The sequence below is a fragment of the Gemmata sp. SH-PL17 genome, from assembly GCF_001610855.1.
Classification (GTDB): Bacteria; Planctomycetota; Planctomycetia; order Gemmatales; family Gemmataceae; genus Gemmata; species Gemmata massiliana.
On record NZ_CP011271.1, the window covers coordinates 2,776,684 to 2,801,629 of the forward strand.

Here is a 24,946-nt window from a genome sequence, read left to right on the forward strand (position 1 = left end):
GTTTTCAGGAGAGCAACGGCGACCTTTCCCCATAGTAGTGGTCCCGACGCGGGAACAAGAACGGGGAATCGCAGAAAACGCACCGCGATACTGAAAAATGTGCGCGAGCGCCGGCAGTTCGTGAGACGTAGACCTCACTACTTTAACGGGCACGGTGGCAAGTATTCCTGTATATCGCGTTCGTACTCAGTGGTTCCGCGGGTCGGCTTGATTCCGCTCCGGACCACCGCTATTGCCCCAACGAGACGAACGAGTCCCAACCGGGCGGCATGGACGTCGCGAGGTGGAACCAGTTCCGGTCGAGTTCGGGGGACGGAAACATGGCGCAAGGAACGCGCGGGCGGTGGCTGCGGGTCGCGGCGGCCGGGCTGGGGATGGTGCTTTGTACCGGGCTCGTCGGGTGCATGAACACCGACAAGGATAAGAAGGACAAGCTCCCTACCAAACAACCTTCTCCGGGTCTTACGGGAACACCCCTGATCCCGCCGGGTAGTCAGTCCATCTCCAAGACGGGTGGTTCGCCCGGTTTCGGTTCGGCTTACGGCAACGGGAGCGGCATCCAACAAACGGGTGGCGCGATTCCATCGCGGGTTGGCAGCAGCGGTGTGAACACGCTTTCCAGCCCACCTCAGACCGGCTTGCCCTCGAACTTTAGCAACCCGTCGGCTCAACCCGGCAGCCCGGGAACGATCGGCGCACCGGCACAACCGAGCTTTATGCCGAGCGTGGAACCGCCAGCCGGTGGGGTCGGGAGCGCGAATCCGAACTCGAACTCGAACTCGGTTCAGCAGAAACATGCCGCTCTGAGCACGAACACTCCATCGCTAGTTGATGTGCCTCTCCCGCCGCCGCCGCCGGATGCTCCGACTGCCGCCGCCAATACGCCTTCTGTGGCTCAACTACCCAACAGCCTCCAACCGATCGCTCCGCCACTCGCGCCACCGAGCGCACCGTCTGGTGCATCCACCGCGCTCCCAGGTAAGAGTGGGTTCTGACATGTGCCGCAAATCGCCCGGTTACTCCCGGGCGTTTCGCATTTGAAGGCGCTTTGTGAAGCGGGCTGCCACGTAGCCCGCCTTGAAGCCCGCATCGATGTTCACCGTACACACACCGGCCGAGCAGCTGTTCAGCATCGTGAGCAGTGCCGCGACGCCGCCGAACGCGGCCCCGTAGCCGATACTCGTCGGGCACGCGATCACCGGACAATCGACTAGTCCGCCGACCACGCTCGGTAGCGCCCCGTCCATCCCCGCGACCACGATCACCACGTCCGCGGACGCGAGCCGCTCGCGCTGGCGCAGGATGCGGTGCAACCCGGCCACACCCACGTCCACGATGAGTTCTACCCCCGCGCCCATGACCCGTGCCGTTACGAGCGCTTCTTGTGCGACTGGCAGGTCACTCGTGCCCGCGGTCACGACGAACACTTTGCCCGCGGGCGCCGGGCGCTCTCCCGCGATGGGCAACCAGAACGTGCGCGCGAGTCGGTCCTGGTCCGCGTGCGGGAAGTGAACCGCGAGGTGTGCGGACTGTTCCGTGCTCACGCGCGTTACGAAACAGTCCTGTCCTGCTTCCGAGAGTCGCCGAACCGCCCCCTCCACCCACTCCGCCGTTTTCCCCTCCGCGAATATTACTTCCGGGAACCCGCACCGCTGCTGGCGATCGAGGTCGAGCGTGGCGAAGCTCAACTCCGCGACCGACGCGCGCCCCAGTTGAACAGTCGCGTCGGCCACGTCGATCGCGCCGGTCCGCACGCTTTCCAGAAGTTGCCGCAATTCGTCCGAGGTCATCGCATCCGGCCTCACAAAAGCCCCGTCTCGTCTCGCCCCAAAAGTGGCGAGCAAACACGCCAATTTATCGTATTTGGCAACTCGTGCCCGGAGGGGCTTTCTTCCCGGGAGGGCGCAGTTTCAACTTGAATGAATTCCGATAAGTATCGCGAAATACTGAATTCTTTTACCGGTAAGGCCGATACATCCGATACGGCCCGCGCCCCGCGGGTACTCCGTTCCGCACGCCGGGGATGACGAGTCATGACGTTCGCCGCAGCCGCCCTGATCGGGCTCACGATGGGTCAGCCCCTCGGCGCCGACTACCACGCGATGAACTCGCGGAGCATCAAACTGCCCATCGACTACAAGAAGGACCGTAAGTCGATCCGGCACGTCGCCCTCTACGTCGCCCGCAACGGCGAGAACACGTGGTACCAGGACGGGTTCGTCACGCCGGACAAGGACTCCTTCGTGTTCGTCGCGAAGGACGACGGCGTGTACTGGTTCAAAATGCAGATCGTGGACCTGAAGGGGAACAAAGACCCGGCCGAGCTGACGAGCGACCCGCCGGACCTGAAGATGGTGGTCGATACCACCGCTCCGCAAGTCCGCGTGACCAACGCCAGACGCACCGGCGACGAGATCGTCGTCGAGTGGAGCGTGGACGACAAGTTCCCCGACGACACGAAAACGAAGGTCCAGTTCCGCGCCGCGAACAACCCGAACGCGCTCTGGCAGGACGTCACGCTCCCGGCCACCGCGCGCAACGGGGTGCGGTTCCCGAGCGGGATCAGCGACGGCGTGACGGTGAAGATCACGGCCGTGGACGTCGCCAAGAACGTGACCGAGATCACCCACGACTTCCCGGTGCCTAACGCGAACGCCTCGGTCAGCCTGAAGGAAACGCCGATTTCGCCCGCACCGCCCGCGGGTTCGGGGAACGTGGGCGCGGGACCGCTCCCACCTCCGCCGCCGATGGGCCTCATTCCGACAGGGCCGACCGGTCCCGGTCTGGTTCCTTCTGCGGGCGGCCCTGCCGCGCCAATTGGTCCCGCCCCATTCACACCGCAACCGCCCGCGCCGGTGTTCAAGCCGGATCAGCCCATCGGCGGGCCGCTTCCGAGCAACGTCGTGTCCAACACCAATCCGCCGACTGGAAACCCACCGCTGACCGGGAGCCAACCGCTCCCCAGCCAGCCGCCTTTTCAGGGGAGTCCGGCGTTATCCGGTCAATCGACTGGAGGGGCGCAACCGCTCCCGACTGTTGACCCGCGGGCCGTACCGCTCGCGAGTGGGAGCGCGATCCCGGCCGGCGGGTGGAACGGCGGTGGGAGCCCGACGGTCGAATTGACGCGCGCCCAGGTCATCAACTACCCGAAGTTCGACCTCGGCTTTAACCTCGAACAGCGCGGCCCGTCCGGGATCAGCCGCGTCGATTTGTGGGTAACGCGCGACGACGGGCGCTCGTGGAGCAAGTGGAGCCAGCACGACGGGAAGGGTGGCTCGGTTGGCGTGGTACTCGACGCGAAGGAGAACCCGCAAGTCGAAGGAACTTACGGGTTCCGACTGGTGCCCGTGAGCGGCGCTGGGTTGAGCGAGCGCGAGCCGGTCGCGGGAGACGCGCCGGACATGCGCGTGGTGCTCGACGTGACCCCGCCGCAACTCGAACTGTTCGCGCCGGTTTCCGATCCGAACGCCCTGGACACACTCGTCATTCAGTGGAAGGCGAGCGACCGTAACTTCGGTGACGACCCGATCACCCTGGAGTGGAGCGACTCCGCGACCGGCCCGTGGAAGTCGATCGCGACCAACGGGAACGAGCCGGTGATTCAGGCTAACGCACGCGAAGCCTCGGTCGCGAAACGCTTGGCGAACAGCGGACAGTACGCCTGGCGCGTGCCGGTGGGCGTACCCGCTCGTGTGTACCTGAAGGCCACCGCACGCGACGCAGCAGGGAACGTGAAGGAGATTGTGACGCGAGAACCGATTCTCGTGGATTTGACGAAGCCGCGGGCGAAGATCAACGGCATCGTGCCATCAGTTATGCCGCGACAATAACTATTCGCGTCCGTGCGAAAATGCGTATCTGATGATTTGCGCGGGGGGAGGGGCAAATTGAGCGGAAGAATCGGGCACGTTTGACTCGTCCCGATTCTGTGACCTACTATTGTGCTAGTGGCTGAACAACCCACTCCCAGACCATCATCACAAATGTCGTCGTCCGGGCGCATTATTGCTGAGAAGGTGACCGAGACGTGGGTTTCCGCGCCGAAGAAACTATTTACAGCTAAGCGCGAAGCGTGTTTGGTCCACATTTACCCGACCGGGCCGACGATGGGGTGCCGGTACCCGCTCACGGACCGGCCGCTGGTTCTCGGGCGCGGGGAAGACAGCGACATCCGACTCACCGATCACTCCGTCTCCCGCCGACACGCGCTGATCGAACCGGCCGCCGACGGATACCACGTGTCCGATCAGAACAGCACGAATGGTACATTTGTTAACGATAAGCAACTGGATACTGCCCGGTTACTCAAGGATGGTGACTACCTGCGGGTTGGGAACTGCCTGTACCGCTACTTGGCCGGCGGGAACATCGAGGCCGAGTACCACGAAGAGATTTACCGGCTCACGATCCTCGATGGGCTGACGCAGATCCACAACCAGCGCTACCTGGACGAGTTCCTGGATCGCGAGGTCGTGCGGTCCCAGCGGCACCACCGGCCGCTCTCGGTGCTGGCCATCGACATCGACAAGTTCAAGACGATCAACGACAACCTGGGCCACCTGTGCGGCGACTTCGTGCTGCGCGAACTGGCCGGCGTGGTTCGCGGGATCGTGCGCCAGGAAGACTTGTTTGCCCGCTCGGGGGGCGAAGAGTTCGTTGTCGTGCTCGTTGAAACGACTTTGGACGGGGCACTGCAAGTCGCCGAACGCATCCGCGAAGCGGTGGCCGAGCACCAGTTCCGGTTCGAGACTACGCCTGTCAACCTCACAGTTAGCATCGGCCTTGCGGTCACGATGGGGGACGACAACGCCACAGCGATCGACCTGCGCCAAACGGCCGACCAGAAACTGTACGAGGCCAAGCGCACGGGGCGCAATCGGGTCTGTAGTTAAGTTTCAAGTTTCAGAGTTTCAAGTTCCAGAGTTCCAAACAGGCACAGCCCGCATCCGCCAGCAACGGTGCCGATGCGATGGCACTGCCACGAACGTGGAGCTCTGGAGCTCTGGAGCTCTGGAGCTCCAGAGCTCCAGAGCTCTGGAACTCACAACACCGGTGAAAACAGCCGGCACGCATTCTCCGCGAGGCGCCCGACAAATGGGCGAGTCGCGTACACCTCGGGATCGAGCCGCAAAGACCACTCCAGGTCTATCAGGTACGCTTCTTCCAATCCCTTCACAACACCCGTATCGAAGAACTGAACGTTGCACTCGAAGTTGAGGAGCAGGCTGCGGTTGTCGGTGTTCGCGGAGCCCACGGACGCCCATTCGTCGTCGACTATCACCAACTTGCTGTGGAGCATCCCGCGGGTGTACTGATACACCTTCACGCCCGCCGCGAGCATGTCGGTCCAGTAGTATCGGGCTGCCAGGAATGGGAGCCACTTGTCCGGGCGGCACAGCCCCAACAGTCGCACATCCACCCCAGAACGAGCCGCAAGCAGGAGCGCGTCGCGAAGCCCCGCGTCGGGCACGAAGTACGGGCTGGCGATCCACACGCGCTTGCGCGCACGCAGGATGGCCGCGACGTAGGTCTCGCGGATCGCCTTGTATTCTGCGTCCGGACCGGACGCGACCACTTGCGCGAGTACGGTTCCCGGTGCGCTCTTTTCGTTGGATGCGGGGAAGTACGCGCCGCCCTTCACGGCCTCGTTAGTAGTGAAGTACCAGTCGTCGAGGAACGTGTGCTGGAGCCCCTCGACCGCCGGTCCTGCGACGCGGAAGTGTGTATCGCGCCAGTAGCCGAACGTCGGGCACTTGCTGAGGTACTCGTCGCCGATATTCAGCCCGCCCGCGAACCCGGTGTGCCCGTCCACAACGAGGATCTTGCGGTGGTTACGCAAGTTCACCCGGAGCGGGTTCACGAGCGGCAGGAACGACGCGACCTGCCCGCCGTCGGCTTTGAGTTCCCGGAGCAAGCGCGACGACAGCCCGTATGACCCCACCCAGTCCACCAGGAACCGCACCTCCACCCCGCGCTTCGCGCATGCACGCAGCGCGTCAATGAACCGCTTCCCGGTGTCGTCTGAGTGGCAAATGAAGAACTGCGCGTGGACGTGGTGCCGGGCCGATTCGATCGCTTCGAGCATCGCCTCGAACGCCGCATTGCCTTCGTGGTACAGAGCGATGGCGTTCCCTCCCGTCACCGGGAACCCGTCGCCGTGGTGCCCCAACTTGGCGAGTACGTCCCATTCGGGCGGCACGCCCGCGGAGGGCCCACCGGTGCGCGCAGTAAACGTCTTGTACACCCGGCTCCGCTCCCGGCGCCGGCGCAACCGGCGGTGAACGGTCTGGTAGCCGAACACCAAGAACAGGAACGCGCCGAAGAACGGCACCAGCAGCACTGTGAGCGACCACGCGATCGCCGACATCGGCTCGCGCTTGATGTGCATCACCGCGAGCAGCGTGCCGACGGTCAGCAGCACTTCGGCCAGCACCAGCCACCCGGCGATGTCCTGCCAAAACGTCACGAGGAAGTCGGAAAGGGACATGCGCGCTTTCTTCAGTTCGAGCGAGTACGGTTCGTTCGGAGCCTTCACAACCGCACCCGGATAGATACTGATGTATCATCGCAAGCCCCGCTCAGTTGAGGAAGTGCTGTGAAACGTGTTGTGTTCGATCGGGTCGGCCCGCCGGCCGAAGTATTGCGCCTCGAAGACGACGTTCCGGCCCCGCAACCCCGGCGCGGTGAGGTGCTGGTGCGCATGCTCGCCAGTCCCGTGAACCCGTCCGATCTCATGTACATCGGGGGGAAGTACGGCCTCAAACCGCAGTTCCCCGCGACGCCCGGGTTTGAGGGAGTGGGCGTGGTGGAGGCGACCGGCGGTGGGGTACTCGCGTGGCTCCGCAAGGGCAAGCGCGTTGCCGTGATTAACGACCGGATCGGCAACTGGGCCGAGTACACCGTCACGTCCGCGCGCCAGGTGATCCCGGTCCCGGACGAAATGAGCGACGAGCAGGCCGCGTCGTTCTTTGTGAATCCGGCGACCGCGCTGGCGATGACACAGGACGTACTGAAAGTTACACGCGGCGCGTGGCTGCTCCAGAGCGCGGCGGGCGGCGAACTCGGGAAAATGGTGATCCGGCTCGGGCACAAGTTCGCGTTCCGCACGATCAACGTGGTGCGCCGGCGCGAGCAAGTCGAGGAACTGAAGAAGCTCGGTGCGGACCAAGTGATTGTTGAATCGGACGGGCCGATCCCGGAGCAGGTGCGGAAACTGATCCCCGACGGCGTGCGGTACGCGATCGATCCCGTGGGTGGAGAAACGGGGGCGCAAGTGATCGCGGCGCTGGGGCACGGCGGGCGGTGCCTGCTGTTCGGTTCGCTCTCGGACGAGCCCATTTCGGTTCACCCGCGGTACTTCATCGGGAACGATCTGAGTGTGGAGGGATTCTGGCTCGGCGCGTGGGCTAAAAAACAGCGCATCCTCACGATGCTGAAGCTGTTCCGCCGGATGCGCGAGCTGATGAACGAGGGCGTGTTGCAAACGCAGTTCGCGGCCACCTACCCGCTCGAGGACGTGCGCAAGGCGGTCGAACATGCCGCTACACCCGGTAAAGGCGGCAAGGTGCTCCTGCGGATCGGTGTGCGCTGATGTGCGGGCCGTGATTGCGGGCGCGGTCTTATCTCAAGGGGGCGCCCGGCAAATCACGTCGCCGGTTCGGGTAGCGGCGCTAGAATAGGAGTAGCCGTCCCCGAACACGCGAGACGCAGGTGCCGATGTCCTCCACTACCGTCCGCCACCCGAAGGGGCCGTCGGCCCCGAAAGCCGACCGCCGAGCCACCCCGTTCTTGTGGGCGTTCTTCGATTCCAGTGTCGGTGCGAAGGTTATCGTCGCACTCACCGGCCTGGGGTTGGTCGGGTTCAGCGTCTTCCACATGCTCGGGAACCTGAAGGTGTTTCAGGGGCCGGACGCGATCAACAGTTACGCATACTTCCTCACACACAGCCTGGGCGCCCTCCTCTGGATCGCGCGTGCCGGGTTGCTCGCGATCTTCCTGTTACACATCACGCTCGCGATCCGGTTGAAGATGCGGTCGCGGGCCGCGCGCCCGGTCGGGTACTCGTACCCCGGCAGCGTTCAGGCCACCGTTTCCAGCCGCACGATGATCTGGAGTGGAGTGGTGGTGGGGCTGTTCATTCTGTTCCACCTCGCCCATTTCACGGTGCTGGGGCTGCAATCGGTGGAAACGGAGCCCGGGAAGGTCATGAACGTCCTCGACCTGAAGGACAAACAGGGGCGGCACGACGTGTACAGCATGGTCGTGGCCGGGTTCACGACGCCGGCGCTAGCCGTGCTGTACATCGTGGCGCAGCTCGTGCTGTTCGTTCACCTGATCCACGGGGTGCAGAGCGCGTTCCAGACGCTCGGGCTGAAGAACAGCCGGTTCGCCCCGCTGATCCGCGTGCTGGGGATCGCGGTCGCGCTGACCATCCTGGTGGGCAACCTCGGGATCGTGATCGGCGTTTGGGCCGGCGCCACCCCGCCGCTGTACAAGACCCTTTGATTTGAAGAGAAGGGGCGCAGAGGTGAAGGGCGAACGGGCGAAGAGACGTTCACCCTTCACCTCGCTCGGAGAACCGCGCTATCCCGCGCCGGGCCTCTCGTGTACCCGCTCGCTCCTTCGTCGCTTCACCCCTTACTCTTCGCCAAGAGTGAACCATGCAACTTGACGCACGAGTTCCGGGCGGCCCGATGGCCGAGAAGTGGTCGCGGTTCAAGAAGGATCAGCGGCTCATCAACCCGGCGAACAAGTCGAAGTATCACGTCATTGTGGTCGGCAGCGGGCTGGCCGGTGGGAGCGCTGCGGCGTCGCTCGCCGAACTCGGCTACAAGGTTTCGTGCTTCTGCTTCCAGGATTCGCCCCGCCGGGCGCACAGCATCGCCGCGCAGGGCGGGATCAACGCCGCGAAGAACTACCGTAACGACGGCGACAGTGTCCACCGGCTCTTTTACGACACCGTGAAGGGCGGCGACTTCCGCTCGCGCGAGGCGAACGTTCACCGGCTCGCGGAAGTGAGCGTGAACATCATCGACCAGTGTGTTGCGCAGGGCGTGCCGTTCGCGCGCGAGTACGGCGGGCTGCTCGACACCCGGAGTTTCGGCGGCGCCCAACTCCAGCGCACGTTCTACTGCCGCGGGCAAACGGGCCAGCAACTCCTCCTCGGCGCGTACCAGGCGCTCAGCCGGCAGATCGGCTTGGGCACGGTGAAGATGTACCCGCGCTGCGAGATGCTCGACCTCGTCGTGGTCGACGGGAAAGCGCGGGGGATCGTCACCCGGAGCCTCGAAACGGGCAAGATCGAGTCGCACACGGCCGACGCGGTAGTTCTCGCGACCGGCGGGTACGGCAACGTGTTCTTCCTCTCGACGAACGCGATCGGGTGCAACGTCACGGCCACGTACCGCGCGTACAAGCGCGGGGCGGCGTTCGCGAACCCGTGCTACACGCAGATCCACCCGACCTGCATCCCGGTGACCGGCGACCACCAGTCGAAGCTCACGCTGATGAGCGAATCGCTGCGTAACGACGGCCGCGTGTGGGTGCCGAAGGACAAGGCCGATTGCGGCAAGCACCCGAGCGAGATCCCCGAGGCCGCGCGCGACTACTACCTGGAGCGCAAGTACCCGAGCTACGGGAACCTTGCGCCGCGCGACATCGCGAGCCGGGCCGCGAAAGAGGCGTGCGACGACGGGCGCGGGGTCGGGCCGGGCGCACGCGGGGTGTACCTCGATTTCGCGACCGCGATCGCGAAGCAGGGGCGCGCGAAGATCGAGGAGAAGTACAGCAACCTGTTCGAGATGTACGAGCGCATCACCGCCGAGAGCGGGTACGAGCGCCCGATGCGGATCTACCCCGCGGTCCACTACACAATGGGCGGGTCGTGGGTGAACTACGAACTCATGTCGAGCGTGCCGGGGTTGTTCGTGGTCGGCGAGGCGAACTTCTCGGACCACGGGGCGAACCGGCTCGGCGCGTCCGCGCTCATGCAGGGACTGGCGGACGGGTACTTCGTGCTCCCGTACACGCTCACGCACTGGCTGGCGGGCGAGAAGCCTGGCGTGACTCCGACCGACCATGCGGAGTTCAAGCGCACCGAGGCCGAGGCCACGGAACGCATCAAGAAACTGCTCTCCATCAAGGGGAAGAAGACCGCGACCGAACTGCACCGCGAACTCGGTCACGTGATGTGGGAAAAAGTCGGCATGGCCCGCACGAAGCAGAGCCTGGAGGCCGCGATTGCGCGCATCCAGGAACTGCGCACCGAGTTCTGGCAGAACGTGAACGTGCCGGGCAGCGACGCGGACCTGAACACCGCGCTCGAACGGGCGAACCGCGTCTCTGACTTCATGGAGTTCGGCGAACTGCTGGCCCGCGACGCGCTGGTACGCGAAGAGAGTTGCGGCGGGCACTTCCGCGTGGAGCACCAGACACCGGACGGCGAAGCGAAGCGCGACGACGAAAAATTCTGCCACGTCGCCGCGTGGGAGTACGCGGGCGAGGGCAAGACGCCGATCCGCAACGAAGAACCGCTCGCATTCGAGGCGATCAAACTCGTCGAGCGGAGCTACAAGTAACGTCGGGAGTGAGGAGAAATCCCTGTTCTTGAGCGTTCTCGGCCGAGGCGCATCAATGCGCCTCGGCTCAGTCGTACCGCCCGCTGGCCTCGATCGGCCAAACTACCTCCACCTTTCCACCGCGCACCGCGACACACGACCGGTGCAGGTTCATCGTCGCACAGCAGTGAGCCGGTAACACTTCGCGCCGGTCCCCGACCTGCACCACCGCGCCAGCGCCCGGAGCCACAATCGTGTGCTCCTCGTTTACCGCAATTACTCGATCGGTCGGGTAACCCTTAATGACCGGTGTGCCGAAGTCCTTCGAGATCGCCTTGCTCCCGGCATCCAGCACGTAGCGCTCGTCGCGTCGGCTCACTACGGTTGTCAGGATCGACAGCGCGCACCCATATGTCGGGCACGCGGCGTGGTAGGCCGCGTCCATGAGCACGAACGACCCGGGCTGGATCTCGGTTAGCCCCGAGAATCCGGCTGCGGCGTCGGCGGTTCCGGTACCCGCGCCCGTGACGACCGCGACGGGAATGCCGGCCGCTTCCAGTGCGCGCCGGGTGTCGACCAGCAACTGTAACCCGGCCCGACATTGAGCGGTTCGTTCTGCGAGATCGGGGAGCATCTGGATGTGCCCGGCGTACCCCTGTAGTCCGAAGAAGCGGAGCGCCGGGGCGTGCTTGAGGATGTGTCGAGCAAGAGCCACAGCAGGCTCCCCGGGATCGACCCCACAGCGGCGCTGACCAACGTCCACCTCGACCAGCACCCCGATTGTCGATCCGACTTCCGCCGCAGCCGCAGCCAGTTCGTCCACGTTCTCCGCGTCGTCCACACACACGGACACGGTGGCACGTGCTGCAAGTGCTGCCAGGCGCCGGGCCTTCATCGGGCCAACAATCTGGTTGGCCACCAGTACGTCTTTGACTCCGGCGCCAACCAGCACTTCGGCTTCGTTCAGTTTGGCGCACAGAAACGTGTCGAACCCGGCACTCATCAGATACTTGGCCAACCCGCCGCACTTGAGCGACTTGAAGTGAACCCGCACGTCGACGCCGCGTTCGCGGCCAAGGGCGCGCATGGCAGACACATTCCGATCGACTGTGTCGAGGTCGATCAGGGCTTGCGGGGTGTCGAGTTCCGGGTACAGGTCGACGGCTGGCGTCATGCGGTTCTCCGATTTGAACGCGACGTTCTCCGGGTCCGCAGACCCGAAGGACCGCCCTCGAAGGTGTTCTCCTTCACTGTGTATCTCGGAATGAGCCTGTCTGAAAGTGGCGCGCCCCGCGCGGGTATTCCTCACTACACTCACTTCCGTGTTCACATTACTTCGCGGAGAACGTACCGTGGCCGAAGACCCGTTGCCGGAATCGCTCGATGTGATCGCCGTTGCCCCGCACCCCGACGACCTGGAGATCCTGTGCGGGGGGACGCTCGCGAAACTGGTGAAACAGGGCTACAAGGTTGGCATTTTTGACCTCACGAGCGGCGAACCGACCCCGCGCGGCTCGCTCGAAACGCGGAAAAAGGAGGCCGAGGACGCGCGGCGCATCCTGAACGTGCCGGTGCGGGTCAACGTCGAGTTGCCGAACCGCGTGCTGATGGACGGCCCCGAAGCGCGGTTCGCGCTCGCGACGCAGTTCCGCCGGTACCGCCCCGGGATCATCATCATCGCGGCCGGGCGCACCCCGGCCGCGTCGCCGGACCACCTGCAGGGCGGGTTGATCGGCGAAGCGGCTCGGTTCTACTCGCAGCTCACCAAGTGGGACGAACGGTTCGCCGGGACCGCCCCGTACCGCGTGCCGCACCTCGTGTACGTTCCGTTCCCGTTCGATGCCGAACAGCGCCAGTGGCACAGCCAGTTTGTTGTGGACATCAGCGACACGATCGATTTGAAAATTGCGGCGGTGAAGGCTTACGAGTCGCAATTCGATGCGGCGCGGTTTGCCCGCGTCGAGCACCTGATCCGCTCGACGAACGGGTACCACGGCGCCCGCTGCGGGTACATGTTCGGGGAACTGTTCGCGCTCCCGACTCCGGTGGGGGCGCCCGACTTGGTCACCCTGGTTCACGGGAGCAAGGGGACACTCGCGCCACCCCAAATTCCGGGGAAGGATCACCCGCCGATGGGTTGATGCGCGACCGTTCGTAAAAAGCGACGTGCGTTCGGGCCTGTTTTGGGGCCACCCCAGGCAGCGCCACGAATAGGCTGTCGTTGCTTGGTTCATGAGGCGTCAAAGGTGAAACTTCTGTCACCAAGCTGCACTTGGCGTGACATCATCACAATCGGCCGCCAAGTTGAACAGGCGTTCCACAGCGGCATGTAATTCTGGCTCGGTCGCCCCAACCCCAGAGCGGCCCGGATTTCGTTTCCCAGCAACTCCCGGCGCCACGCGCGGCGCTTGTCTGCGTGACTCGGCCGTCGTGATTCATCGTCCCACGGGCATCGCGGATCGATGCTCGATCAATTCGTTCTCGGCCCGGTTCCGGGTCCACGCCTCGGTCACCGTAAACGTCCCCAGGCACAGGTGGAACGCTCCGACGCTGGCTCGCACGACCCGTACCTGCTGCTGCCCCGCCCCGACGCCGCCTTTCACGTCACGGAACGAGATCCCGACCGTGCTCGGCAACCTCGTCGGCGGGCTGACGTTCGTCGGGGCGACCCTGTACGTCACGCACTACAAAACGTCCCCGGCCCGCGCCGCAACGACCGCGGTCGCAACGCGCTCGTCTTCCCTGGAATCGCTGGAAAGTCCGGTTCCGGCGCAGCGCCAGCAGGACGAGTGCCTGGTGGGATGAACCCCGGTGAATCTTGGGTGACCGGCCGGGTAAGGGCCTTTACCCGCTCGTGAACACGCGCGGTTCGCCCGGGGATGGTAACCGGCCGGTGCCGGTCTCTAATGCAGAAGAATTTTGACAGGATTAACAGGATCGACAGGATTCAAATACGTATTTCCACCCGCTCGTTAGCACTCGCGGTTCGCCAAGAAGACTTCAGGCGAACCGCGAGTGCTAACGAGCGGGTGCATGTTTCAGTATTATCCGGTTGATCCTGTTAGTCCTGTCGGAAAATGTTTTTGCTTTCATATCGCGCTGCCCGGCTCACACCGGGCGATCACGGAACCTCGTGGTGACGAGCGGGAGGAGGTTTCCACCGGCCGGCTCACACCGGCCGTTCGCCCGAGCCCCTTCGCCCACGCGGGGCCGCCCGTTTCGGATCGACCCGGGCAGTTCTGCGCGAGAGATCGGAGCGGGCCGAAGGCGCCCCAACCGCAGCGAAGCAGAGTCGTGAAAGAGCCCGGTCCGAAGGACTCACCCTGATAGAATTGCTACCGGAGGCACATCAAGAGGGCTCGTCATGCGTGCGTTGTCGTTCGCGCTGGTTCTGGTCACGGGCACGTGGGCTTCGCCGACGACAAGAAAGACCTACCCAAGCCGCTGCCCGACGTCGTCGTCAAAGCGTGGAAGGACGCGGGAGCCGCGGTCGGGTGGATGAAGACCGAAACGTCTGGCGCCTTGATCTTTGTTGAGAAGCCCGAAGCGGGCGCGATCCCCGCGTTCCGGTTCGCCAAATGGAAGGACGGCATCGTGCCGAAGTTGCCGGCTCCCGATGTCCCCTTCGGCCTCGACCTGGCCGGCACAGAGATAACGGATACCGGCCTCCAGGAACTGGCCAAACTCAAAGCCCTCGCCTCACTCGCCCTGTGCGAAACGAAGGTGACCGACGCCGCTGTGGAGAAGCTGCGAAAAGCCCTCCCGAAGTGCTTCATCTTCCACTGCTGATCGAAGCGGGAGGGACCAATGTGGTCGCAACGCGCCGAAGAGATCGTCTCGCGTTTAATCACCGGTCTGCCCCCGGCTCAACTCGATCCGGCGCGTACCCACAGTGCCCGCCTACGAGTGCTCCACATCGGCGGGAGCATGTGGGCGGATTACTACCTGCGGCCGAATGGCGCGGTCGTGGTTGTCGGCGAGGAGTACGACCAGCCGGACGTGGGCACGGTTCACACCGATCGGAGCAACGTGCTGATGGCCCTGGTTTGGGGGGGCGCGGCGGTACCCGGAATTACTGGAGCTGATTCCGACGCGCCCTACCGATGCGGTCGATTGCTTCTGTCGCACCTCTCCGATCTTTGCAGAGGGTAAGCTGTTGTGCTCGGAGTGCGGGGCGCTTGGTTGGCTCCCCGCGGAGGGAACTCGATGACCGAAGCGGAATGGCTGGCGTGCGGCGAGCCGACACTGATAATCGTCCGCACCACACCGAGTGACCGAAAGGCTCGACTTTTCGCAGTCGCGTGCTGTAGGCGCGTCTGGACCAAGTTGAAGAACAAGTGGTTTCGGAATGCTGTCGAGGTCGCCGAACGGCTAGCGGATGGATTGTGCGCAGAAGAAGAAGAAGTGCTTTTAGCACGGACGAAGGCGTCCGATGTGCAATTCGGCGACAGTCATGTGAAGTCAAAATTGGCATCGGGGTGTGCCGCGCTTGTGCTTGACACGGCGGGCCTCGCCGCAACGTACTGTGGGGTTTTTGCGTCCGAACTCGCATCGTGGTATCACAGTCGGGAAGATCTGGAAGAAAGGGCTGCGCAGGCGGCTCTGGTCCGCGACATCTTCGGGAACCCGTTTCACCCCGCCACCTTCCTCCCCGAGTGGGGCGCCTCCACCGCCCTGGCCCCTAGCTCAGCAGATGTACGACTCGCAGGACTTCTCCGCGATGCCGATTCTGGCAGACGCCCTCCAGGACGCCGGGTGCGCCGATGAAGCGCTCCTGGCGCACTGCCGGGAGCCGGGTGCCCATGTGCGCGGGTGCTGGGTCGTCGATCTCGTGCTCGGCAGAGAGTAGTCGCGAAGAGGTTTCACCGCAGAGGGCACGAGAGCGCGCGGAGAAAACCAATTGCGTTTCTTCTCTGCGCTCTCCGCGCCCTCTGCGGTGAAATCTCTTCAGTCTAAAAATATTGCCCATATTTTCACTAGTGGTCTTGATGTCGCAATCGCCATTCGTGTACAATGCCCGACACGGGCTACTGCGCGCGTGTGGATCGTGCAATACCCCGTGTCGGTGCGAAGGGCCAGGGGATTGATGCGGATGTTAGCAGCCGCGGGGAGAAAATGGAGTTTCCCCAGGCGAAATTGAAGGTTCGGGTGCCCGCGGTCCCGGGATGTTAGCAAATGTTAGCGGCCTAAAAGCCGTTCCACTGCCGGGACGTGACGGGAGAACGCAAGAGCCGTTCGTTTTCCGGAATCCGGGATCAACGGGCCGGGTGCGGGTAGTAGTAGTGGTAGTGGTAGACGGCCCCTCGGAGCCCACAAGGGAAGGGCATGGCAACCGACCCGCTCGCCGGCATCCTCCACCGCCTCCGGCGCACCGCGTGCGCGGGGGGCGAGGGAGAATTGCCCGACGAGCAGCTCCTCAAAGATTTCGTCGCCCACCGCAGTGAGTCTGCGATCGCGGCCCTCGTCCGGCGCCACGGACCGATGGTGTGGGGCGTGTGCCGCCGGGTGCTCCGCCGCTACCACGACGCCGAAGATGCGTTCCAGGCCACGTTCCTCGTTCTCGTGCGCCGCGCACCGGCGATCGCCGCACCGGAGCTGCTCGCCAACTGGCTCTACGGAGTCGCCTACCAGACGGCGCGGAAGGCGCGGGCCACCGCCGCGAAGCGAACCGGGCGCGAACGCCCGCCAACGGAGGGTCCGGAACCGGTGGCGATCGAGCGCGAGACCTGGGGTGATTTGTGGCCCGTGCTCGATCAGGAACTGAGCCGCCTGCCGGACACGTACCGGAGCGTCTTGGTTCTCTGTGATCTGGAAGGGAGAACGCGCAAAGAAGCCGCCCGAGACACCGGGCTGCCGGAGGGGACCGTTGCGAGCCGGCTCGCACGCGCCCGAGGCATGCTGGCCGCGCGCCTCGCCCAGCGCGGGGTCACGCTTTCGGGCGGCGCACTCGTCGCCCTGCTCGCGAAAAGTACCGCGTCGGCCCGCGTGCCCGAAGCGGTGACCGCTTCGACGCTGGTCGTCACACGTGTTTGCGCCGGGGCCAACGGAACGGTCCCCGGTGCGGTCTCGGCCCTCGCAGACGGAGTGCTGAAATCCATGACCACCATCAAACTGAAAACCGCCGTCGCGCTCGCGCTGGTTTTGGGCGCGCTGGCAACCGGCGCGACGCTCCTAAATCACCCGGGAGCCGCAGCAGGAGATGAGCGCCCCGCCGCAGTCCGAGAGACCCCGCCCGCGTCGGGGGACCGAGCGGCGCCGCCACCGAAGCGGGAGAAGGAGCCGCTCACGGCGTGGGGGCCGGAGGTCGGCGGCCTGCAAGCCGGTCTGAGTATCCTCCCGGACGGGAAGCGGAGCTATTCCTACGGCGAAACGATCACCCTGTTCGTGCGGGTCCGCAACACCAGCAAGGAAACGGTGAGATTCCAGTACATCCGACAGTTCCTGGACGAAACCCCGCCCACCACGATCGGGGCCGACGGCAAGGAGTTTCGGCAAGCCGGGCTCGCGGTTCTGGGGATGCACGGACCGGTGAACGTGAGTTTGAAACCGGGCGAAGAGGTCGAACTCGAATCGCGAATGGCCGGCGGTGCCAAGCGCGCGGGCGCACCCGGGTGGCGGTACGAGCTGCGGCCCGTGGGCGGCCGGGGGCGGGGCGCGACGGAGGAGCCCCCGCTCTTCGTGGGGCGCGGGAAGATCGGCTTCCAGTACGAACGGGTGCTCGGCAACTCGTCGAGCGGGGGCTTGCAGATCGCCCCCGCACTGAGCAAGCTCGCGACCGGGAAGCTGGAACTGGAAGTCGGGGACGCCCCCGAACCGGCGCGCCTCGACGCGATGCTCCGGGTTCAAGCCGATACGAAAAAGGGCATCGGCATACGGTTCGAGCACCCCGGAACGGCGGACCAGTCGTTCGCCTCCGACGAGTACCGCTACGCGGTCCTCGACAAGGACGGGGTACAGGTGAACGGGGCGCTGGTGCACCTCCCGCTCGCGATCCACACCACGCACCTGCCGAAGACCGAGCGCTCGGTCACCGACTACTCGGATTACGCGCTCGATCCGCGCAAGCTGAAATCGGGCGAGGAATACTACGTGGTCGTTACGGTGCGGAACCTCACGGCGCTCGCGAAGTTCAAATCCGACTGACCGAGCAAGTTGCCCGAACCGCATGCGCCGTCAACACGCGCCGCTCGGCTGTACGACCCATTTCCATCAGTCTCCCACTCATTGTCGCGCGGCACAGCACGACTGGTGCCGCGCGACAATGAGTGAGAGACTCGCTTTCTCATTTCAATGCACTGGACTCACCGGAGCGAACGGGGTAATCTCTTTCGTTAGCCCTCCCCATACGCCCTCCCTAAGTGCGCCCTCTCCACACGCTCGCCCCGTTACTCTCCGCCCGATTCGTTCGCCCCGGCTGATTATTTCATTCGTTCTCGTTCGCTCAGCGAACACCACATCATGTCCTCTCCGGAGGTGCGGCCATGCGCCGTCGCGGGTTCACGTTGATCGAGTTACTCGTCGTCATCGCCATTATCGCGATCCTGATCGGGCTCCTGCTCCCCGCCGTGCAAAAGGTGCGCGACGCGGCGGCGCGGATGTCGTGCAGCAACAACCTGAAGCAGGTGGGGCTCGCGTCCCACAACTTCGTGTCGGCCAACGGCAAGTTCCCGGACGGGGCCTGGGCCACCGGCATCGCCTACAACAACAACGACCTGAGCCGCCTGCTCCCGTACTTCGAGCAGGACAACATCGCCAAAATCTACAACTACACCCAGCCGTGGTACGGCGACGCGGCGAACGTGACCGCCACGAGCAACCGGATCAAGAGCCTCATGTGCCCCTCGGACCCGCAGGTTCTCGGGAAGCCGGGCACCTCCGAGCCGATGGGCCTCACCAGCTACCACGGGAACTCCGGATCTGGTACGACCGCAGCGGCAAGGACGGGATGTTCGACGACCTGCTGAACACGGGGCGCAAGATCGAGGGCGTCACCGACGGCACCAGCAACACCGCGCTCTACGCGGAGGTCACGGCCGGGTACCTGTCCGGCGGGGGCGGGGGCAAGAAGAACGGCGACTGCTTCGAGACCACCACCAGCCAGCCGTACCAGAACCTGACCTGGGCACAGCTCCAGGCGGGCCGGGCCGAGCTCCTGTCGCGGGACTACAAAACCGCGTCGCTGGCCGGGGGCTGGAGCCCGGCGTGGAGCTACAAGGGGTACCCGTATGTGGAGGGCTCCCCGTGGCGCACCTGGTACAACCACCTGCTCCCGCCGAACGCCCCGTGCTGGCGCCCCGGCGACTGGTGGGCCATCGTGGTGCCCGCCAGCAGCTACCACACCGGCGGGGCCAACGTGGGCATGGCCGACGGGAGCGTGCGGTTCGTCCGCGACGGGGTCGACCCGGACGCCTGGATGTCCTACGGCAGCCGCGCGGGCGGCGAGGTCGGCGGCAGCCTCGATTAATACACGTTCGCGATTCACCCGACGGGGCGCGGTGTCGAATCGCGCCCCGTCGGGTGACACAACCCAAACACACCAAACCACACAGATAACGGAGACACGGATTCATGCGAGTTCTTGTGATCGCGGGCCTGTTGGTGATCGCAACGGGGTGCGGCTCGAGCGAACCGACCCAGCCGAAGTTGAGCGACGCCCAGGTGAAGGACATCATGAACCAGAGTAAGTCCCAGGGCGATAAGGAGCGCGGCGGAAAAGGGGGACCGAAGAAGTAGGCCGAGTTGCGGGCGCCATGTGGCCGGCAGTGACGAACGGCGGGCGCCCGCCCACACAAAATCGGCCGCAGAAATCAATCAAATCAAAACGATCGCGATTCATTAAAATATCATGTGTCGCATTCGTGTCGCGGTTTTCCGGCTGTGGCTGCAACTCGCGGCCCGGAGAACCGTGACACAATATCAAAGATAAAACGCCCCAATTCGTCCCCACAAGCAGTATCACACTCATACGCGCCAGTGACTCCAACTGTCGGCGCCGCACTTCGTTAGGGCCGGCCCTTCCGGGATCACGAACCGGAACAGCCATTTCTTGTGAAAATCGCTTAACACTCTCATCACGAACTCAGCGGCCGCAGCCGCCCGGGGTCGATACCAATGAAGGTCTCGTCCCAACACCGCCCACCAGTGCGCGCAGTTCAACGGCCCGGAGGCTCTCGTGTTTAACCCCGGTTGGCACAAGCGGGTTCCCCCGCGGGTCGTCGCTTGCGCCCTCGTTGCCGTCGTGGTGGCAGGCACCGGCGCGGCGCTCCTGGCGTTCCGGCCCCCGGACGCCCCCGAGCGCTCCGTGCGAGGCCCGCTCCCGCCCGGGACGTACCCGGCCCAGCCGCTCCCGGCCGGCACCCTGTTGCCCGCGCTCAAGGCCGAGGGCTGGGTGAACGGCCCGGCCGTCGGGACCGGGCACCGACTGGTCGTCGTGGACATCTGGGCGCACTGGTGCCCCGGGTGCCGCGCCACGGCCCCGGGACTGGTCCGCGCGTACCACCGGTTCAAGGAGCGCGGGGTCGCGTTCGTGAGCCTCACGAACGTCGCGCGCCCGAGCGTGGAGGAGTTCGTGTCGTCCCTCGACGTCCCGTGGCCCGCCGGGTACGGCGCGGACCTGGAGTCCATCGCGGCGCTCGGCGCGTACAGTTCGGCGCGCATGGGAGCGACCTACAACCCCGGGTACGAGGTGTCCCCCACCCTGTACCTGTTGGACGCGAACGGGCGCGTGCTGTGGCACGACGACCAGGCCCGGCCCCGGCACACCAAGGACGCCCCCACGATCGTCGAGGATCTGGTCGCCGAGATCGAGCGCGCGCTCGGGCCGGGGCCGAAGAAGTAATCGCGTTCGCACTTGCCCCGGGCGCCGGAACCGTCATGCTGGGAGCCGCTCCGGGGCGCCCGGTGACCAAAGTCGAGCGCCCCGCACGCGAAGATCCGGAAACGCTACGCCGCCACGTTCGTAAGGGCGCGGGCGGCACTCCGGGACTCGTTACCGCCGCGGCACTTCGTGGAACGCGACGTGTCTGACCCGTCTCGCTAACGGCCCGACGATCGGTCACAAAGCACTCCATCCGATTTCAACGACAGCGGGCCGGGAAACGCTCCCCGGCCCGTGGTGTCCCCGTGGTGTCTACTTCCCGACCTGGCACCCACTTTGGGAGGAAATCCGAAGCACAAACACATACGAAACTCGAACGGACCAACGGTTCGCCCCGAGACTTCGGATTTTCCCCAAGAGTGTGCGCGGGCGGCGCAACATCGCCATCGCTCTACGACGAGCTAAACACGACCACGGGAACCCCGTTTACTACCCGAGGACCGACTTGAGCCCTTCCAGCACCCGCGCGACTTGGCTCTGCCAGTTCAGCACTTGTTGCACGTACCCCGCGTTCTCGTCCGAGGACTGCAACTTCGACTGAACGACCATGAGGCTCAGTCCGCTCACCAGGGTCGCCTGGAGTTGAAGAGAAAGTCGTTCGTACTCTGTCATGCCCGTCCCCTTATGATGAGCGTCCCGAAACTGGCATGGCACATTTATCATCGCACAACCAATTGACGATAGCCAGATCGTTTAATTTATTTTGGTGAACCGCGGGCTCGCCCCGGGCGCCGGAGCGGGCATCACGGAGTGACTCCAGAGGGTGCCCGATGACCGAAGCCCAGTGGCTGGTGTCCGAAGAACCGCGCGACCTGCTCACCGCACTCCGCGGCCGAGCGAGCGGCCGTAAGCTCGCGCTCTACGATTGCGCGCTCCGGCGCTTTTGTTCGCGATTGCGCGTGAGCGAGTCCCCGCTCGAGGCCATCGGAGTAGCTGAGGAGTTCGCGGACCGAGATCATGCATGGGCGAGAACGGGCGGCGCGGAGGCGCGCTACTACGAGGAATCATCCGAATACCTGCTGAGTAGGACGGTCGACTACGCCGCGCGACTCGCACAGTTCGTCGTGGAGTACACCGAACGGCGCCCGTGTCCGCCACTGATTGATCTGCCGCACGGGTCGAGGGCCATCGAGCGCCACGTCACCGCGGCTCGCACCTCGTTCCTCCGCGATCTCTTCGGGAACCCGTTCCGCCCCATCACCTTCCCCCCCGGAATGGCGCACGTCCACCGCCGTTGCGCTCGCGCAGCAGATGTACGAGTCGCGCGCGTTCGGCGCGATGCCGATTCTGGCCGACGCGCTCCAGGACGCGGGCTGCGACAACACCGACGTGCTGAACCACTGCCGCGGTGACGGGCCGCACGTGCGCGCGTTCTATGCAAGCCGGAGGCTCGCCGGATGACACTCATTGATTTGGACGCGGACCTGTACCCGGGGCTCTTCGCGGCCGGGTAGCGGATCGGGACTCGGCTTTCGGAGTGCGGCGCGTTACTACGTGCGGCCACCCACGTCGGGTACCAACCGGGTTTTCCTTTGAGACGTGCGATCGATCAGAACACCGGAATATTGGTTGTTCGGAACCCCGCGCTGCCGGGCTCCGAAAACACGACCGTGTACTTCGGAGCGGATGTGGTTCGCTTCGACTTCAATGCCCCCGGCGACTTGTACGGCATCTGGGTGTTCGAGGGGTACCGCGGGCGGGCGCTCGGGCGAATCGGGATCGGTAGCCCGCTCCGGGAGGCACTATCGTTGTTCCCGTTGTTCTACGACGCCGGCGACGAGATGTACTACCCGGATTCGGAGCGGTCCCCCAACGCTCCAACGGGTATCGCGTTCGTGGCACACGAGAGCGAAGAACCGGGGAGTGAGCCCGGTGCTCGGCATCAGCGTCCACAATTGGGACGTCATGCGCCGCACTGGTTCGTAAGGGGCGCTCGGCGGCGGGATCTCACTCGTACCCGATCGGCCCGACGCGCGGCACAGTAGCCGCTTTAGCCGATTTCCTTCTGCATGAAACGACCCGGGCCAGGGAACAATCCCTGGCCCGAGGTGTTCCCGCGGTGTTTACTTCCCGACCTGAGATGCGCGGAACGCTCACGGCAACGCCGAGCCGACGCCACCGGGTCGGTGTGCGGAACCACGATTCCGGGGTTGTTCCAGAACGCACACCGACCCGGTGGCGTCGGCTCGATAGCGGTGCTGGAACAGTGTTCCCCGCGGTGCGTGTGGCGGAGTGTGCTCGGCTGACGCAACATCAGCCTGTCGCAGAGCGACGAGCTAAACCGACCACGGGAACAAAACACAGCATACCCGAACGCACAGCCGGAGCAAGCGGCGCAATCACCGAAGGGCGCCGGGGCTTGCACCGGTCGCCACGCCCGATCATGCTGGAGGCGGTTCCGGAGGGCGCCCGATGACCGAAACCGAATGGCTCGCGTGCGAAGACCTGAGCCGCATGACCGAACAACTGGAGGCGCTCACGCGCGCCCCGCGCCCGGGGAGACGCGCGCCGACGTCGCACCAGAACCTGTTACAGTGGAACCGGAAATCCTACCTGCACGCGGCAGCGTGCTGGCGGCGCATCTTCCACCTGATCGAAGCTCCCGGGCGCGAGGCGGTGGAGGCATACGAGCGCCTGATCGAAGGGCACGGAACCTGGGAGGAGGTCGGTGCCGCGCGCCAGCGGGTGATTACCGCGTGCGCGTGTGATGAGGAGAACCCGTGCTGCCAGGCCATCATCAATTGCGCCGCCGCGTCCGAAGCCGTCGGGTGCGCGGCCGCGGGGCGCACGCGGCCGCCGGACTTCGATCCGTTCGGTGAAGATTCGGACCGGAGCCGCGTCGAGAATTTCGCGTACCACGGCGCGCGGGCGGCAGAGGAAGCGGCCCAATGCGCCCTGTTCCGCGAGGTGTTCGGTAATCCTTTTCGCTCCGTCACGTTCTCCCCCGTGTGGCGCACCTCCACCGCGGTCGCGCTGGCGCAGCAGATGTACGAGTCGCGCGAGTTCGGCGCGATGCCGATTCTGGGGGACGCACTCCAAGACGCCGGGTGCGATAACACGGACGTGCTGAACCACTGTCGCGCGCCGGGTGTCCATGTCCGCGGGTGCTGGGTTGTGGATTTGGTGCTCGACAAGGGGTGAGGATGACCGAAGCGGACTGGCTGGCGTGCGAAGACCCTTCGGATATGCTCGACGTGCTGTTCACTCTCTCGCGCAGCCGGGCCGCCTCGGACGAGAGGTACCGGCAGTTCGCAATCGCGTGCTGCCGCCGCGTCGGGGACGTGCTGGATGTCGCGGACACCGACGCGCTCGACTGCCTGGAACTGCACGCGGAGCCCGGGCTTCGCGAATCGCTGTTGCGAGCGCGGCAGGTGCGACTCCAGGGCGGTCGCGTGAACAATCCCGTTACGCGCGTGCCCTGGACGTACCAGCCAGCCGAGTTTCAGGCCGCAGCGCGCGTATTCGGGAGCAGCGCAGTTTGGAGTTGCACAAGAAAGAGGGTCACGCAGGCGGCGCTGGCTTACCGCGCCGCGGGGAGCGCGAAGGCCTGTCTCCGCGCGGCCGACTGCGGACTTGAACCAAATGTCGACCTGATCGGGAGGCTGGTGCTGCCGCCCGACCCGACCGAACTCGCGGTGCAAGCCGACTTCCTGCGCGACATCTTCGGGAACCCGTTTCGCCCCGTCGCGTTTTCTCGGAAATGGCGCACCTCCACCGCTCGCGCCGTGGCACTCCAGATGTACGAAACGCGCGAGTTCAGTGGGATGCCGATCCTGGCGGACGCGCTCCAGGACGCGGGGTGCGAGAGCGCTGAGGTGCTCGATCACTGCCGGAGCGAGGGCCCGCACGTGCGCGGGTGCTGGGTCGTTGATCTGGTGCTTGGCAAGGGGTAGCAGCCACAGGTTCGTGACGGTATGCTGGTCCTAATACTGTCGCGCACGCACCGAGGCACGATGGCGATGGCCCGCGTCGAACTCACGTTCCCTCTGCCCCCGGACGAGTGTACCGCGCGCCTGACCGCGGGCACGAACCGGAGCTACCGGATGTTCTTCGAGGACGAGCCCAAAGCGGTGTACGGGCGCGTCGAGTCCGGGCGCGTGCGCCTGTGGAAGCGGATCGATTTCACGAACCCGTTCCAGATGTGCCTCTCGGGAACGTTCGAGGCGCGCGGACCGGTGACCGTGTTCCGGGGCCGAATCGGGAGGGATGTTTCGTCCTGGGGGCCGCTGGCTGTCTTTGCAGTAAGTGTCTTGGCCAACCTGTACGCGCAGGTTGTGATCGCGATCAACGATTCTTCCCGAATCAGTCGTTGGTTGTTGCTCGCGCTTTTGTTCGCGACCGTTGTAGGCGCGTTCCGCCTGTGGCGCGACTGGCGCCAGGCCCGCGACGAGAGCGCGTTCTTGGTCGAGTTCCTGCGCCGGACTCTTGGTGGAACCGTGTGCGATAACGAGAGCGGAGTCGAGACGATGTCGCCTCAGAGTGCGTAGCGCGCGGCAACGCACGATCCCGGATG

Annotated in this window: 23 protein-coding genes and 2 pseudogenes; 20 read left to right on the forward strand and 5 right to left on the reverse strand. The window is 65.0% G+C overall.

Features of this window, described 5'->3' with window-relative positions:
* Positions 1-320: 320 nt before the first annotated feature.
* Positions 321-995 carry a hypothetical protein gene (locus tag VT84_RS11490; RefSeq protein WP_157469435.1) on the forward strand — a complete coding sequence of 225 codons (675 nt, stop codon included), beginning with the start codon at positions 321-323 and terminating at the stop codon, positions 993-995.
* Between the two features lie 21 nt (positions 996-1,016).
* Here the strand turns inward: VT84_RS11490 and larB are convergent, their stop codons facing one another.
* Entirely contained in the window at positions 1,017-1,790 is a 774-nt protein-coding gene (gene larB, locus VT84_RS11495; protein ID WP_082839609.1) for a nickel pincer cofactor biosynthesis protein LarB, read from the reverse strand.
* A 243-nt stretch (positions 1,791-2,033) separates the two neighbouring features.
* Here larB and VT84_RS11500 point away from each other — a divergent pair, with 243 nt between their 5' ends.
* Both VT84_RS11500 and VT84_RS11505 read left to right on the forward strand, forming a co-directional pair.
* The gene (locus VT84_RS11500) at positions 2,034-3,830 is read left to right on the forward strand and encodes a hypothetical protein (protein ID WP_082839610.1); all 1,797 of its coding nucleotides are present in this window, start codon (positions 2,034-2,036) and stop codon (positions 3,828-3,830) included.
* 153 nt (positions 3,831-3,983) lie between these two features.
* On the forward strand, positions 3,984-4,892 hold the full coding sequence (locus tag VT84_RS11505) for a GGDEF domain-containing protein (protein WP_239465785.1): 909 nt from the start codon (positions 3,984-3,986) through the stop codon (positions 4,890-4,892).
* A gap of 149 nt (positions 4,893-5,041) precedes the next feature.
* Here VT84_RS11505 and cls read toward each other — a convergent pair whose 3' ends face one another.
* Positions 5,042-6,535, reverse strand: coding sequence for a cardiolipin synthase (cls, locus tag VT84_RS11510; protein ID WP_052561180.1), 1,494 nt, complete (start codon positions 6,533-6,535; stop codon positions 5,042-5,044).
* A gap of 60 nt (positions 6,536-6,595) precedes the next feature.
* On the opposite strand from cls, the gene VT84_RS11515 reads away from it, so the two are divergent.
* The 3 genes from VT84_RS11515 to VT84_RS11525 all read left to right on the forward strand — a co-directional run bounded on the left by VT84_RS11515 (position 6,596) and on the right by VT84_RS11525 (position 10,577).
* Positions 6,596-7,591 carry a zinc-dependent alcohol dehydrogenase family protein gene (locus VT84_RS11515; RefSeq protein ID WP_052561178.1) on the forward strand — a complete coding sequence of 332 codons (996 nt, stop codon included), beginning with the start codon at positions 6,596-6,598 and terminating at the stop codon, positions 7,589-7,591.
* A 125-nt stretch (positions 7,592-7,716) separates the two neighbouring features.
* The gene (locus VT84_RS11520; RefSeq protein ID WP_082839611.1) at positions 7,717-8,505 is read left to right on the forward strand and encodes a succinate dehydrogenase cytochrome b subunit; all 789 of its coding nucleotides are present in this window, start codon (positions 7,717-7,719) and stop codon (positions 8,503-8,505) included.
* A gap of 155 nt (positions 8,506-8,660) precedes the next feature.
* The gene (locus tag VT84_RS11525; RefSeq protein ID WP_052561176.1) at positions 8,661-10,577 is read left to right on the forward strand and encodes a fumarate reductase/succinate dehydrogenase flavoprotein subunit; all 1,917 of its coding nucleotides are present in this window, start codon (positions 8,661-8,663) and stop codon (positions 10,575-10,577) included.
* Positions 10,578-10,644: 67 nt separating this feature from the next.
* On the opposite strand, the gene VT84_RS11530 is transcribed toward VT84_RS11525, so the two are convergent.
* Entirely contained in the window at positions 10,645-11,730 is a 1,086-nt protein-coding gene (locus VT84_RS11530; RefSeq protein ID WP_082839612.1) for a DSD1 family PLP-dependent enzyme, read from the reverse strand.
* Positions 11,731-11,908: 178 nt separating this feature from the next.
* On the opposite strand from VT84_RS11530, the gene VT84_RS11535 reads away from it, so the two are divergent.
* Entirely contained in the window at positions 11,909-12,697 is a 789-nt protein-coding gene (locus VT84_RS11535; RefSeq protein ID WP_082839613.1) for a PIG-L family deacetylase, read from the forward strand.
* Positions 12,698-12,991: 294 nt separating this feature from the next.
* On the opposite strand, the gene VT84_RS39570 is transcribed toward VT84_RS11535, so the two are convergent.
* Positions 12,992-13,192, reverse strand: coding sequence for a hypothetical protein (locus VT84_RS39570; RefSeq protein WP_162271536.1), 201 nt, complete (start codon positions 13,190-13,192; stop codon positions 12,992-12,994).
* Here VT84_RS39570 and VT84_RS40075 point away from each other — a divergent pair.
* The 9 genes and pseudogenes from VT84_RS40075 to VT84_RS11570 form a co-directional block, all read left to right on the forward strand.
* Positions 13,167-13,361 (forward strand): annotated as a pseudogene (locus tag VT84_RS40075) (hypothetical protein); the annotation flags it as partial. The gene VT84_RS39570 and the pseudogene VT84_RS40075 overlap by 26 nt on opposite strands.
* 600 nt (positions 13,362-13,961) lie before the next feature.
* On the forward strand, positions 13,962-14,345 hold the full coding sequence (locus VT84_RS11545; RefSeq protein WP_082839615.1) for a hypothetical protein: 384 nt from the start codon (positions 13,962-13,964) through the stop codon (positions 14,343-14,345).
* Between the two features lie 18 nt (positions 14,346-14,363).
* Complete coding sequence (locus VT84_RS11550) at positions 14,364-14,708, forward strand: hypothetical protein (protein ID WP_082839616.1); 345 nt, start codon at positions 14,364-14,366, stop codon at positions 14,706-14,708.
* Positions 14,709-15,249: 541 nt separating this feature from the next.
* On the forward strand, positions 15,250-15,405 hold the full coding sequence (locus tag VT84_RS40080) for a hypothetical protein (RefSeq protein ID WP_204249747.1): 156 nt from the start codon (positions 15,250-15,252) through the stop codon (positions 15,403-15,405).
* 476 nt (positions 15,406-15,881) lie between these two features.
* The gene (locus VT84_RS11555) at positions 15,882-17,699 is read left to right on the forward strand and encodes an RNA polymerase sigma factor (RefSeq protein ID WP_082839617.1); all 1,818 of its coding nucleotides are present in this window, start codon (positions 15,882-15,884) and stop codon (positions 17,697-17,699) included.
* Positions 17,700-18,037: 338 nt separating this feature from the next.
* Positions 18,038-18,900 (forward strand): annotated as a pseudogene (locus VT84_RS40730) (DUF1559 domain-containing protein); the annotation flags it as partial.
* 9 nt (positions 18,901-18,909) lie between these two features.
* Positions 18,910-19,020, forward strand: a complete 111-nt coding sequence (locus tag VT84_RS42195; protein ID WP_410000393.1) for a hypothetical protein — start codon at positions 18,910-18,912, stop codon at positions 19,018-19,020.
* Between the two features lie 104 nt (positions 19,021-19,124).
* Positions 19,125-19,289 (forward strand): hypothetical protein, encoded by a 165-nt coding sequence (locus VT84_RS38400; RefSeq protein WP_157469437.1) that lies wholly within the window; start codon positions 19,125-19,127, stop codon positions 19,287-19,289.
* A gap of 439 nt (positions 19,290-19,728) precedes the next feature.
* Positions 19,729-20,394, forward strand: coding sequence for a peroxiredoxin family protein (locus VT84_RS11570; protein ID WP_082839620.1), 666 nt, complete (start codon positions 19,729-19,731; stop codon positions 20,392-20,394).
* Positions 20,395-20,862: 468 nt separating this feature from the next.
* Here VT84_RS11570 and VT84_RS11575 read toward each other — a convergent pair whose 3' ends face one another.
* Entirely contained in the window at positions 20,863-21,045 is a 183-nt protein-coding gene (locus VT84_RS11575) for a hypothetical protein (RefSeq protein WP_052561156.1), read from the reverse strand.
* Positions 21,046-21,684: 639 nt separating this feature from the next.
* Between VT84_RS11575 and VT84_RS40085 the strand changes: the two genes are divergently transcribed.
* From VT84_RS40085 to VT84_RS11600, 4 genes are all read left to right on the forward strand, one after another.
* Positions 21,685-21,834, forward strand: coding sequence for a hypothetical protein (locus VT84_RS40085; protein WP_204249748.1), 150 nt, complete (start codon positions 21,685-21,687; stop codon positions 21,832-21,834).
* A gap of 1,011 nt (positions 21,835-22,845) precedes the next feature.
* The gene (locus tag VT84_RS40735; RefSeq protein WP_239465786.1) at positions 22,846-23,574 is read left to right on the forward strand and encodes a hypothetical protein; all 729 of its coding nucleotides are present in this window, start codon (positions 22,846-22,848) and stop codon (positions 23,572-23,574) included.
* Positions 23,575-23,576: 2 nt separating this feature from the next.
* A complete protein-coding gene (locus tag VT84_RS40740; protein ID WP_239465787.1) occupies positions 23,577-24,326 on the forward strand; it encodes a hypothetical protein in 750 nt (249 codons plus the stop codon).
* A gap of 60 nt (positions 24,327-24,386) precedes the next feature.
* Positions 24,387-24,920 (forward strand): hypothetical protein, encoded by a 534-nt coding sequence (locus VT84_RS11600; protein ID WP_052561144.1) that lies wholly within the window; start codon positions 24,387-24,389, stop codon positions 24,918-24,920.
* The last annotated feature ends 26 nt before the right edge of the window (positions 24,921-24,946 follow it).